At 40.7% G+C, this 12,318-nt stretch carries 11 protein-coding genes; 9 read left to right on the top strand and 2 right to left on the bottom strand.

Annotation, left to right across the window (positions count from 1 at the left end; genetic code table 11):
- Positions 1–10: 10 nt before the first annotated feature.
- The gene (gene bioA / locus QLQ22_RS18980) at positions 11–1,390 is read right to left on the bottom strand and encodes an adenosylmethionine--8-amino-7-oxononanoate transaminase (RefSeq protein ID WP_284015341.1); all 1,380 of its coding nucleotides are present in this window, start codon (positions 1,388–1,390) and stop codon (positions 11–13) included.
- Between the two features lie 141 nt (positions 1,391–1,531).
- On the opposite strand from bioA, the gene QLQ22_RS18975 reads away from it, so the two are divergent.
- Complete coding sequence (locus QLQ22_RS18975) at positions 1,532–2,125, top strand: biotin transporter BioY (protein ID WP_284015340.1); 594 nt, start codon at positions 1,532–1,534, stop codon at positions 2,123–2,125.
- Positions 2,122–2,838: a dethiobiotin synthase gene (gene bioD / locus QLQ22_RS18970; protein WP_284015339.1), complete on the top strand. Its 717-nt coding sequence runs from the start codon at positions 2,122–2,124 to the stop codon at positions 2,836–2,838. Before QLQ22_RS18975 ends, bioD begins: the two co-directional genes overlap by 4 nt.
- 26 nt (positions 2,839–2,864) lie before the next feature.
- Here the strand turns inward: bioD and rnhC are convergent, their stop codons facing one another.
- The gene (gene rnhC / locus QLQ22_RS18965) at positions 2,865–3,803 is read right to left on the bottom strand and encodes a ribonuclease HIII (protein WP_284015338.1); all 939 of its coding nucleotides are present in this window, start codon (positions 3,801–3,803) and stop codon (positions 2,865–2,867) included.
- 105 nt (positions 3,804–3,908) lie between these two features.
- On the opposite strand from rnhC, the gene zapA reads away from it, so the two are divergent.
- From zapA to QLQ22_RS18930, 7 genes are all read left to right on the top strand, one after another.
- Complete coding sequence (gene zapA, locus QLQ22_RS18960; RefSeq protein WP_070876341.1) at positions 3,909–4,181, top strand: cell division protein ZapA; 273 nt, start codon at positions 3,909–3,911, stop codon at positions 4,179–4,181.
- 8 nt (positions 4,182–4,189) lie between these two features.
- Entirely contained in the window at positions 4,190–4,732 is a 543-nt protein-coding gene (locus QLQ22_RS18955; protein WP_284015337.1) for a CvpA family protein, read from the top strand.
- A gap of 134 nt (positions 4,733–4,866) precedes the next feature.
- A complete protein-coding gene (gene polX / locus QLQ22_RS18950) occupies positions 4,867–6,591 on the top strand; it encodes a DNA polymerase/3'-5' exonuclease PolX (protein ID WP_252208804.1) in 1,725 nt (574 codons plus the stop codon).
- A 29-nt stretch (positions 6,592–6,620) separates the two neighbouring features.
- Positions 6,621–8,978, top strand: coding sequence for an endonuclease MutS2 (locus QLQ22_RS18945; RefSeq protein ID WP_284015336.1), 2,358 nt, complete (start codon positions 6,621–6,623; stop codon positions 8,976–8,978).
- Positions 8,979–8,999: 21 nt separating this feature from the next.
- On the top strand, positions 9,000–9,404 hold the full coding sequence (locus QLQ22_RS18940) for a DUF350 domain-containing protein (RefSeq protein WP_223437088.1): 405 nt from the start codon (positions 9,000–9,002) through the stop codon (positions 9,402–9,404).
- 409 nt (positions 9,405–9,813) lie between these two features.
- On the top strand, positions 9,814–11,502 hold the full coding sequence (locus tag QLQ22_RS18935) for an AMP-binding protein (RefSeq protein WP_284015335.1): 1,689 nt from the start codon (positions 9,814–9,816) through the stop codon (positions 11,500–11,502).
- Positions 11,503–11,716: 214 nt separating this feature from the next.
- Complete coding sequence (locus QLQ22_RS18930; RefSeq protein ID WP_223437085.1) at positions 11,717–12,301, top strand: fatty acid metabolism transcriptional regulator FadR; 585 nt, start codon at positions 11,717–11,719, stop codon at positions 12,299–12,301.
- Positions 12,302–12,318 lie beyond the last annotated feature (17 nt).

Here is a 12,318-nt window from a genome sequence, read left to right as displayed (position 1 = left end):
TTTTTTGCATTCAGTTCTTCTCTGTAACGTCTCTGATCGACTGATAAAGTATGGCAGTCATCTCTTCCAATTCCTCTTTTGCTGCTGCAAGCGGCGGCATAAATACAATGACATTTCCCAGAGGTCTGAGGAGCATGCCGAGCTCCCTTGCACGTCTGCAGACTTTAACTCCCACCCTGTCCTTCCAATCAAACGGCTCGGCTGTTTCCTTATCCCTCACTAATTCAATCCCGATCATAAATCCTTTTTGCCGAATATCTCCTACGTGGGCTAATTGCGAAAAAGCTGTTAATTGACTTGCCAGATATTCTGACATGATCTCCACTTCCTGTATTAAATTCCGCTTCTCTATTAATTCAAGATTTGCAATGGCAACAGCACACCCTAAAGGGTTTCCGGTGTAACTGTGGCCATGGAAAAACGTTTTTTGCTCCTCATAGTCTCCTAAAAATGCTTTGTAAATCTCTTCAGAAGCAACTGTAATTGCGACAGGAAGATATCCGCCTGTCAATCCTTTTCCAGCTGTTAAAAGATCAGGAGTGACATGCTCGTGCTCACATGCAAACATTTTCCCTGTTCTGCCAAACCCTGTAGCGACTTCATCCGCTATCATCAGAACCTCATATTTTGTACAAAGCTCTCTCACGCCTCTCAAGTAACCTTCAGGCATCACAATAATTCCGCTTGCACCTTGTACAATCGGTTCAATAATCAGCGCAGCAATTTCATCAGAACGCTGTGCCAATAGAGTCTCTAACTCTTTTAACGATTCATGAACGATGACAGTTTCAGAATTTCCGTATGGTGAGCGGTATACTGAAGGGTAAGGAATTTTAATGCAGTCAAAAAGCAGGGATGAATAGGCTTTATGAAAGAGGTCGATGGCTCCTACTGAAACCGCGCCAATCGTATCTCCATGATAAGCATCCTTCATAGTGATAAATTGTCTCTTAGTTTCTTTTCCTTTATGCTGCCAGTATTGAAAGGCCATTTTAACGGCAATCTCTACAGAAGTTGCACCTGAGTCTGAATAAAACACTTTGCTGAGACCTTCAGGCATAAGTTTAATGACTTTTTCTGCCAAAAGAATAGCAGGAACATTGGCCATTCCAAGCAGGGTAGAGTGTGCTACTTTATCCAGCTGCTGTTTGATGGCTTCATTTAATTCTCTTATATTGTGGCCGTGCACATTTAACCAGATGGAAGAGACGCCATCCCAATATTCTTTGCCGTTTACATCAATTAGTTTAAGGCCTTTTCCTTCAGCGATAATAACAGGCTGATCCTCTATGTAATCTTTCATTTGGGTAAAAGGATGCCAAATATATTGCTTGTTCTTTGCTGCGAGTTCTTCGTAGGTAATTTCAGCGAGTGCCGGACTTTTATACATGGTTTGCCCCCTTTAAAAATATTGTTATAACTCTATCGTATAGACAGCAAACAATATATGTCAACCAAAAATTAATTTAGTTGACATATATATTTTGCTGTAGATAAAATGAAGACAAATAAAAGGAAAGGAAGAAAAAGAATGAAGCGTTCGCTGTCGGTTTATTCCATTTCAGTTGTATCAATGTTTGCAGCTTTAACAGCAGCAGGAGCATTTATAAAAATACCGATGCCGGTTATTCCATTTACATTGCAGATTCTATTTGTCTACCTTGCAGGTGCTTTACTGGGCAGCAAGCTTGGAGCAATGAGTCAATGTCTTTATATTGCAATCGGACTTTCGGGACTGCCGGTATTTTCAAGCGGTGGCGGTCTTTCTTATATTTTCCAGCCGACATTCGGTTATTTAGTGGGATTTGCTGCCGCCAGTTTTGTCATTGGCTATATCCTTGAGAGGTGTAATCAGCCGAAGCTGAAGCATTTTCTGTACGCTCATTTTACCGGTCTTATCATTGTTTATTTGTTCGGTGTAGGCTATTTATATCTCTCGTTAAACACATGGATTGGAACAGGGATTTCTTTTGGTGCAGCATTTTACAGCGGTTTTTTGCTGAGTATATTCGGCGACTTGCTTCTTTGTTTTGGAGCTTCGCTATTAGCATTAAGATTGTATAAATCCGTGCGCAGGCCTTTAGAAAAAGGTCGAGTGTCCTATTCAGGGGCAGCTAAGGGATGAGCGGAATATTTGTTACCGGTACAGACACAGGCATTGGCAAAACGTTTGTAACGGCGTATTTACTTGGAATTCTTCAGCGTTCCGGGATAAAAGCCGTACCGTACAAACCAGTTCAAAGCGGCGGAAGGCTGGAGGAGGGTATTCTTGTCGCAGAAGATATTGAAGAATATCGTCTGGCTGCAAATCTTCCGTACCAGCAAGATGAGCTTTGTACATACTGTCTGGAAGACCCCGTTTCACCCCATTTAGCCGCAAAAATATCAGGTGTTAAAATCGACAAGAATCGTTTGGTCAATCAATATATCAAGCTTCAAAAAGAAAATGATCTTGTGATCGTAGAAGGTGCAGGCGGTCTCGCAGTTCCTCTTGCCGAAAATGAAGGTGAAATCTATTTAACGAAAGATCTTATTAAAGAGCTCGACATTCCTGTCCTGATTGTCACTCATCCCTCACTTGGAACGATAAATCATTCATTGCTGACTGCAGAATATGCCAAAAAAAATGGTATAGCCATTCTTGGATTTATCATCAACAATGTGTCTGAGGAAGAGTCTTTAATGGAACAGGACAATGTGCGGATGATTGAAATTTTGAGCGGGGTGCCTGTGATTGGGAAAATTCCATACTCAAAAGGAAAATTTGAAAGTTTATTAAATAGAGAGTCTCTTATTTCCCTGGAACAAATCGTGAAAAAAAAGCGGCAAAATCATTAAGATTTTGCCGCTTTTTTTATTAGGTTTCATCTATCCTTTTTTCTTGCAGCCAATTTTTTTGCTTTGTCTGTATTGGCAAAATGAAACTTTGTTAAGCTTCTTAATGTGCTTTCTCCTTTTTTCGCAATTATTGCTGCTGCAGCTTCGTCAACCTTCGCTCCAGCACCTTTAGGAAGTGTCATGCCAGCTTTTTCAGACAGACGATCCATCTCCTTAAGAAAGGCGTATCTTGCCAAAATAGAAGCTGCTGCAACCGCAAGGTGTATTCCTTCTGCTTTTGTGCTGAAAAAAGTATTTTCTTTACGGTAGGAAATGCCGCTGAGATGTTTGAAATAGATGGAAGGCTCTGCGAATTGATCGATCAGCACAGCTTCCGGCACTTCCGGCTCAATTTTGTCGTAAAGTTTGTTGATTGCCTGATTATGAAGGATGGCCTTCATTTTCCCCTGGGACATTCCGGTGCTCTGGAGCTGATTGTATTTTTCATTATGCAGGACCAGCAGACTGTAGGGTACTATAGATAGAAGATTTTTGGCAATGACTGAAATTTGTTTATCATTCAAATGCTTTGAATCTTTTACACCTAATTCCTGAAGCAGCGGAATCTGATCTTTTTTCACATAGGCTGCAACCACAGTGATCGGGCCGAAGAAGTCACCCGTTCCGACTTCATCCGATCCTATGATGGAGAGAGTGGATATGTTTGCCGGCGGACTAAAAACAGTAAGTGGCTTCGAAGGTTTCTTAGTAGTCTTTTGCTCAGGCTTAGACCACTTTTCTGCTTCTTCCGCTGCCAGATTACCCTGAAACAGAACTTTTCCAGACTTATAGGCAGTAATGGTGCATCCATTTGATTTAGCAGTAAATACAGCACCCGGCGGAAGCTTTGAGCCCAAATCCGAAGAGTAATAGGATTTCATTTTCAGGATGGTCGGCTGATCGATTTTAATAACGGCATTGGACAAGAGATGACACCTCTTTTAAAATAATGATTGATACTAGATATTGATTGGCATTATCTTTCCATTATACTAGATATCATGTTATGATAAAGATTAGGATTCTCAAGAATGGAGGATTTTTCGTTGGATAACCACTCAAAAAAGAAAACGACAGTTGATATATATGGACAGCAATTTTCAATAGTAGGCACGGAGAGCACAAGTCATGTGCGCCTGGTGGCTTCTATTGTTGATGATAAAATGCGAGAAATCAGCAGCAAAAGTCCTAATCTTGATATTAATAAGCTGGCAGTCTTAACTGCAGTGAATGTTGTGCATGACTATTTAAAATTAAGAGATGAATTTGAAAAACTAGAGAAACAAATCATAGAAAAGGATTGACGCGGTAAATGCTTGATATTGCACTTTTTATCATCTTGGCAATGGGCCTATTAGTCGGATTAAAACGCGGCTTTATTCTTCAATTCATACATCTTACAGGGTTTATCATCGCCTATATTGTAGCATATAAATACTTTGGTGTTTTGGCGCCAAAGTTAGAACTGTGGGTTCCATACCCAACGCTTGGCGAGAGCGGATCGGCTATTTCCTTTTTTACAGGCGGAAATCTTGAAGAGGCATACTATAGAGCTGTAGCGTTTGTCATTTTATTTATCGGCACAAAGATCTTGCTGCAAGTAGTAGGATCTATGCTTGATTTTGTTACATACCTTCCAATCCTTAAACAGCTGAATAAATGGGCTGGCGCCATTTTAGGATTTCTTGAAATCTATTTAATTCTTTTTATCTTGCTGTTTATTGGCGGGCTGCTTCCGGTTCCGGAAGTCCAGTCAGCAATGGGGGATTCTGGACTTGCAAAAGTAATCGTTCATCACACGCCGTATTTTTCTGATAAAGTTCAGGAATTATGGCTGCAATATGCACCGAATTAACTTCTCCTCCAATTAGGAGAAGTTTTTTTGGTAAAAAGCCCTTTATCTCTTCTGTTGTACTTTTGCAGAAAAAATTTGTATCATTTTAAATGAACCGCAATAGATGGAAAAACGACTTGACCCGAGGTGATGGAATAATGAGCGTACATAAAAAAGATGTGATTAAATTACTTGAATATATAGCAGTACACATGGAACTTAAAGGAGAAAATCCATTTAAGATAGCTGCTTTCCGCAAAGCTGCCAATGCACTCGAAACAGATGAGCGGAGCTTGTCTTCAATTGAAGATTTTACAAAAATCGCAGGAATCGGAAAAGGAACAGCTGCGGTTATCACTGAGTTTATTCAAGCAGGCAAATCTGAAACCCTGGAGCAGCTTCAGTCAGAAGTACCGCAAGGGCTGATTCCATTGTTGAAACTCCCAGGACTAGGCGGCAAAAAAATTGCAAAGCTTTATAAAGAGCTTGGGGTAACGGACGTTGAATCTCTTAAAAAAGCCTGTCTTGAAGAAAAGGTTCAGAATCTTGCCGGATTCGGAAAAAAAACAGAAGAAAAAATTCTTGCTGCGATTGATGAAATTGGAACCCGTCCAGAGAGGCTGCCGTTATCATTTGCTCTGCCGATTGCTGAAGAAATTGAGACGTATTTGGAATCGTGTGAAGAGGTTCAAAAGTACAGCAGGGCAGGCAGTCTCAGACGAATGAGAGAGACTGTCAAGGATTTGGATTTTATTATCGCAACGGAGCATCCCCAGTATGTCAGAGATCAGCTCATAAAAATCCCTAATATCTCTGAAATCATTGCAAACGGAGACACAAAGGTCTCTGTTCAGCTGCAATATGAATATGAAATTGGTGTAGATTTTCGTTTAGTTACTCTTGATGAATTTGCTACGACACTGCATCATTTTACCGGTTCAAAGGATCACAACGTTAAAATGCGGCAGCTTGCAAAGGAACGCGGCGAAAAAATAAGCGAATATGGTGTTGAAAATAGTGAGACAGGTGAAATCACCACTTTTTCAACAGAAGAAGAATTTTACGCTCACTTTGATCTTCCTTTCTTTCCTCCTGAAATCCGGGAAGACGGGACGGAAGTAGAAAAATACATGAAGGATACTAAGCTGATATCTGCCGATGATATAAAAGGCGATCTTCATATGCACTCAACTTGGAGCGATGGAGCTTTTACAATCAGTGAAATGGCAGAAGCGTGCAGAATGCGCGGGTATGAGTATATGGCTATTACAGATCATTCCCAGTACCTTAAAGTGGCAAATGGCCTGACTCCTGAACGATTGAAAGCTCAGCGGGATGAGATTGACAAATTAAATGAACAATATGAGGATTTTAAAATTTTTGCAGGAGTAGAAATGGATATTCTGCCGGATGGCACCCTTGATTATGATGATGACGTATTAGAAGGCATGGACTTTGTCATTGCATCCATTCATTCCAGCTTTTCTCAATCACAGGATATCATTATGCAGCGTCTGAAAACGGCTCTTGAAAGCCATCATGTGGATATGATCGCACACCCTACAGGCAGGCTGATCGGCAAGAGAAACGGATATGAGCCGGATGTTGAGATGCTGATTCAGCTTGCAAAAGAAACGAATACTGTTTTAGAGCTGAATGCAAATCCGAACAGACTTGATTTGAGTGCTGAGCACATTAAAAAAGCACATGAATCAGGTGTAAAACTTGCAATCAATACAGATGCACATAATATAGACATGCTTGAAGATATGAATACAGGAGTTTCAACAGCAATTAAAGGATGGGTGAAAGCAGAAAACGTAATCAATACTTGGGATCTGAATCAACTGCAATCCTTTTTTAACAGGCATAATAAGTAGCCCAAACGACAGCAAGGAGGCTGTATACCGTGCAGCAGCGTGTGTTTAAAGTATTGGAATTCAATAAAGTTAAAGAACAGCTTTTAAAGCATATATCTTCTTCTTTAGCAAAGGAAAAAGTGGAGAGGCTTGTTCCATCCACTGATTATGATGAGGTAAGAAAATGGCAGGAGCAGACTGATGAGGCAGCAAAAGTCCTCAGGCTGAAAGGAAATGCTCCCCTAGGCGGTCTCGTTGATATTCGCCAAAGCATTAAACGGTCTCAAATCGGCGGAATGCTGAATCCGCATGAACTGATGGAGATTGCCGGAACTCTTTATGCAGGCAAGCACATGAAACGGTTTATTGAGGACATGGTGGAAAATGGAATTGACCTCCTTCATTTGGGCGGATTCGCGGCTGAAATTCAGCCGCTGCAGGAGTTAGAACAGCACATTCTTCACTGTATTGGTGATAATGGAGAGGTTCTCGATGGAGCAAGCGATGCTCTTCGTTCAATCCGGACATCATTAAGAACAACAGAATCCAGGGTTAGAGAAAAGCTTGAGTCGATGATCCGGTCCTCATCTGCTCAAAAAATGCTTTCTGATGCAATTATAACCATACGAAATGACAGGTATGTGATTCCTGTTAAGCAGGAATACCGTTCTGCATACGGCGGTATTGTCCATGATCAGTCTTCATCAGGAGCGACATTATTTATTGAGCCTCAGGTAGTGGTTGACTTAAACAACACGCTTCAGCAGGCGCGCATGAAAGAGAAAATCGAAATTGACCGCATTTTAACAGAAATTACTGCGAAAGTGGCTGAAGAAGCTGATCCACTTTTGATTAATGTGGAAGCGCTGAGCGAAATGGATTTTATGTTTACGAAAGCAGCGTACGCGAAAAAAATAAAAGCTTCAAAGCCAGAAATGAATAACAGCGGAAGAATTAAGCTGTTCAAAGCAAGACATCCGCTTTTGAATGCCGAAGAAGTTGTCGCAAATGACATTGAACTTGGCAGTGAGTTTACGACAATTGTTATAACAGGTCCGAATACAGGCGGAAAAACAGTCACCCTTAAAACGGTCGGTCTGTTTACATTGATGGCGCAATCCGGCCTGCAGATTCCATCTCTTGACGGCTCTGAGATGGCAGTATTTGAAAATGTATATGCTGATATCGGAGACGAACAGTCAATTGAACAAAGCTTAAGTACGTTTTCTTCTCACATGGTAAACATTGTTGATATTTTAAAACGCGTTGACAATAACAGCCTTGTGCTATTCGATGAGCTGGGCGCAGGAACAGATCCGCAGGAAGGCGCTGCACTAGCCATCTCTATTTTAGATGAAGTTCATCATCGCGGGGCAAGAGTGATCGCCACAACACATTATCCTGAACTCAAAGCATATGGATATAACCGTGAAGGTGTAGTAAATGCAAGTGTTGAATTCAATATTGAAACATTAAGCCCGACTTATAAGCTTTTAATCGGCGTACCCGGCCGAAGCAACGCATTTGAAATTTCAAAGCGGCTGGGTCTTATGCAAACAGTTATTGACCGGGCAAAATCTCATATGAGTGCTGAGAGCAATAAAGTAGATTCAATGATTGCCTCGCTCGAAGAGAGCAAAAAACGCTCTGACACAGAGCTTACTGAAGCAGAACAGCTGCGCAAAGACGCAGAAAAGCTTCATTCAGAGCTGCAAATTCAAATTCTTTCTTTTAACGAAGAGCGCGATAAGCTTTACGAACAGGCAGAGAAGAAAGCGGCAGAAAAAGTGGAAGCTGCAAAAGCAGAAGCAGACTCCATTATCCGTGAATTAAGAAAGATGCAAAAAGAACACCGGACTGGTATTAAAGAACATGAATTAATCGATGCCAAAAAACGACTTGAAGAAGCGGTGCCTGAGTTTGAAAAAAGCAGTAAGCAGCTGAAAAGCAAGCCGCAGAAGCATCAGTATGCAGAAGGCGATGAAGTGAAAGTCATCAGCTTCAACCAAAAAGGGCATCTGCTGTCAAAAGTAGGCGACCATGAATGGCAGGTGCAGATCGGCATTCTGAAAATGAAGGTAAAAGAAGATGATCTGCAGTACATCAGCAGACCTAAGCCTGTTGAAACCAAGCCCCTTGCTATGGTAAAAGGCAAGGACTATCACGTCTCCCTCGAACTTGATTTAAGGGGCGAACGGTATGAGAATGCTCTCCTCAGGGTAGAAAAATATATGGACGATGCTGTGCTCGCAGGCTATCCTAGAATTTCTATTATTCACGGCAAAGGGACCGGAGCACTTCGAACAGGCGTGCAGGAATACTTGAAAAAGCATAGAAATGTTAAAAGCACGCGGTACGGGGAATCCGGCGAGGGCGGTTCAGGTGTTACGATTGTTGAATTAAAATAATCGAAATATGGGAGATAAGAAATGAATCAATTTTGGGAGAATGAATTCGTTCAGACAGCAGCATATTTTAGCGTAGTCATCTTATGCATTGTTGTGTTTTTGACCATTTTTGAACTGGTGACCAAATATAATAACTGGGATGAAATTCAAAAAGGGAATCTTGCAGTGGCAATGACGACGGGCGGAAAGATATTTGGAATTGCCAATGTATTCCGTTTTTCAATTGGGCAGCATGATACGCTGCTTGAGATGGTTGGCTGGGGAATGTTTGGCTTCATATTATTGCTTTTAGGCTATTTTATCTATGAGTTTCTAACGCCTAAATTCAGAATAGATGATGAAATTCAAAATGACAATCGTGCGGTAGGCTTTATTTCAATGGTGATTTCAATTGGTCTATCCTACGTTATCGGCGCAGGCATTTAAGGGGAGAAAACAGTGGAAACATTAGCAAAAGTACTGCTTGGAGTATGCGGTTTGTTTATTGTAATAGGCATTATCTTTATGGTTTTTTTCGCTTGAAAAATTTAATATTATGAAGAATATCCGGAATTCATGACATGAATCCGGATATTTTTTAATAAGATAAGGATAAAGTTCTGCGCATTGATGGCAACTCGGATGCGCCCAGCTCCTCGGACAGAATAAATACGCAGGAAAAGTTAAACCCATACTTTCCTGTCGGATCTTACATGTCATGACTGAACTAAACGGCCGCTTGCGCTTTTCTTCATACATTTAAAATAATTCAAAAACAATCTATATTCTGAATATAACTTTGGTATACTTTCTTTATAAGCCTAAAGTCATATTGGCAACAAAGGGAGGAATTGAAATGGAAGTTCAAAAACCTTGGCTTCATCTATATCCTGAAGAAATACCTCATTATGCTGAAATTGACAACAAGCCTCTTCAATCTTATCTCGCGCAAGCAGCACAAGAATTTCCGACAAAAACAGCTATTCACTTTTTAGGCAAGGAACTGACTTTTACAGAGATTTATGAACAATCTTTAAAACTTGCAGCCTACCTCCAGGAACTTGGATTAAAGAAAGACGAAAGAGTATCCATTATGCTCCCGAATTGTCCACAGGCAGTGATTGCTTACTATGGTATCTTATTTGCTGGAGGTATTGTCGTCCAAACAAACCCTCTGTACATGGAAAGGGAGCTTGAGTATCAACTCAATGATTCTGATGCGAAATACATCATTACGCTTGATCTCCTTTACCCAAGAGTCTCTAAAATGAAAGCGCTGACAAGCATTGAGCATATTATTGCGACAAGCATTAAAGATTATCTCCCTTTCCCGAAAAATCTTCTGTACCCATTTGTGCAGAAAAAGCAAAATCAAATCGTGATAAAAATAGAGCACAGCGGACACACGCATTTATTCAAAGAAATCATGAAACGGCAGCACACGTCTATTGAGGAAATAGAAACAAATCCTAAAGAGGATATTGCCTTGCTGCAGTATACAGGAGGAACAACCGGTTTTCCAAAAGGAGTCATGCTAACACATGAAAATCTGGTTGCAAATACTTCCATGTGCTCATCCTGGATGTATAAATGCAAACGCGGAGAAGAATCCGTGCTTGGCATTTTGCCGTTTTTCCATGTTTACGGGATGACAGCGGTTATGAATCTATCAATTATGCAAGGCTTTAAAATGATTCTGCTTCCCAAATTCGATGCGACAGATACGCTTAAAGCGATTGATAAATTAAAACCGACACTGTTCCCTGGTGCTCCTACCATTTATATTGCATTACTAAATCATCCGGATCTGAAAAACTATGATCTTTCATCAGTGGAATCGTGTATAAGCGGATCAGCTCCTCTTCCGGCAGAAGTTCAGGAGAAATTCGAGCGCGAAACTGGCGGTAAGCTTGTGGAGGGATACGGCTTATCAGAAGCATCCCCTGTTACGCACGCCAACTTCCTCTGGTCGCACCGGAAAAAAGGAAGCATAGGTGTGCCATGGCCTAATACAGACTCTATTATTCTGTCATTTGAAACAGGCAAGCAGGCAGCTTACAATGAGCTTGGAGAAATTGCTGTGAGAGGTCCGCAGGTAATGAAAGGATATTGGAAAAAACAAGAGGAAACTGATGCCGTATTAAGAGAGGGCTGGCTTTTAACCGGTGACATTGGCTATATGGACGAAGAAGGATATTTCTATATCGTTGACCGGAAAAAAGATATGATTATCGCTGGGGGATTCAACATTTATCCGCGTGAAATCGAAGAGGTTTTATATGAGCACGAAAAAGTACAGGAAGTGGTAGTAGCCGGCATTCCGGATCCTTACCGGGGAGAAACGGTGAAGGCATATATCGTTTTGAAAGAAGGGGCTGTGGCAACTGAGCAGGAATTTGATGAATTTGTCCGCAAGCATATGGCAGCTTACAAGATTCCAAGAATCTATGAATTCCGCAAAGAGCTGCCAAAAACAGCAGTCGGAAAAATTTTGAGGCGTTCACTTGTAGAAGAAGAAAAAGAAAAACTGAAAAATGTCAATTAATCAGAAAACCGTTTATTTAAATGGTCTTATTGAATAAAATGAAGAGCAATAAGAATAGAAAATATAAAAGAACCATCTCATCCTATTGCTGAGAAGGTTCTTTTCATCTATTATGATGAAGATAAAACCATCTTTCTTCTTGACAGATGGATGATGTAATTTTATGATTGGATTATGAATGATGATTCATTCAGTTTGAAGGGACGATTTGATATTGAAACAGAAAAGACCAAAATATCTCCAAATTATAGATGCAGCTGTCATTGTCATCGCTGAAAACGGCTATCATCATGCACAGGTTTCAAAGATTGCGAAGCAGGCAGGAGTCGCAGACGGAACCATTTATCTTTATTTTAAAAATAAAGAAGACATCCTGATTTCCTTGTTTCAGGAAAAAATGGGCGTATTTATCGAAAAAATTCAACAAGAAATAGCAGGAAAGGACACGGCGGCGGAGAAGTTATACATGTTGATAGAAAAACATTTTTCTCTTTTAGCCGAAGATCATCATCTTGCCATCGTTACCCAGCTTGAACTAAGGCAGTCAAATAAAGATTTGCGCCTGAGAATCAACGAGGTTCTGAAAGGATATTTAAATATTCTTGATTCGATTATTCAAACAGGAAAAGAAACATCCGAATTCAGTGAAGCCCTGGATATACGCTTAGCGAGGCAGATGATATTTGGAACCATTGATGAAACGGTGACAACATGGGTCATGAATGATCAGAAATTTGATTTGACTGCACTTGCAGGAAGCGTTCATGAACTCATGATCAAAGGCTGCGGAAGGGTATAAGAAAACCATTCCTGACG

Origin of the sequence: Metabacillus hrfriensis (assembly GCF_030127205.1) — a bacterium.
Classification (GTDB): Bacteria; Bacillota; Bacilli; order Bacillales; family Bacillaceae; genus Bacillus_P; species Bacillus_P dongyingensis.
The sequence above is the reverse complement of the archived record's forward strand: the minus strand, read 5'-3'. Positions and strand labels throughout refer to the sequence as shown.

Coding starts and splice junctions, on each gene's coding strand:
- bioA (WP_284015341.1), bottom strand. CDS start 1,390: ATGTATAAAAGTCCGGCACTCGCTGAAATTACCTACGAAGAACTCGCA.
- QLQ22_RS18975 (WP_284015340.1), top strand. CDS start 1,532: ATGAAGCGTTCGCTGTCGGTTTATTCCATTTCAGTTGTATCAATGTTT.
- bioD (WP_284015339.1), top strand. CDS start 2,122: ATGAGCGGAATATTTGTTACCGGTACAGACACAGGCATTGGCAAAACG.
- zapA (WP_070876341.1), top strand. CDS start 3,909: ATGGAGGATTTTTCGTTGGATAACCACTCAAAAAAGAAAACGACAGTT.
- QLQ22_RS18955 (WP_284015337.1), top strand. CDS start 4,190: ATGCTTGATATTGCACTTTTTATCATCTTGGCAATGGGCCTATTAGTC.
- QLQ22_RS18940 (WP_223437088.1), top strand. CDS start 9,000: ATGAATCAATTTTGGGAGAATGAATTCGTTCAGACAGCAGCATATTTT.
- QLQ22_RS18935 (WP_284015335.1), top strand. CDS start 9,814: ATGGAAGTTCAAAAACCTTGGCTTCATCTATATCCTGAAGAAATACCT.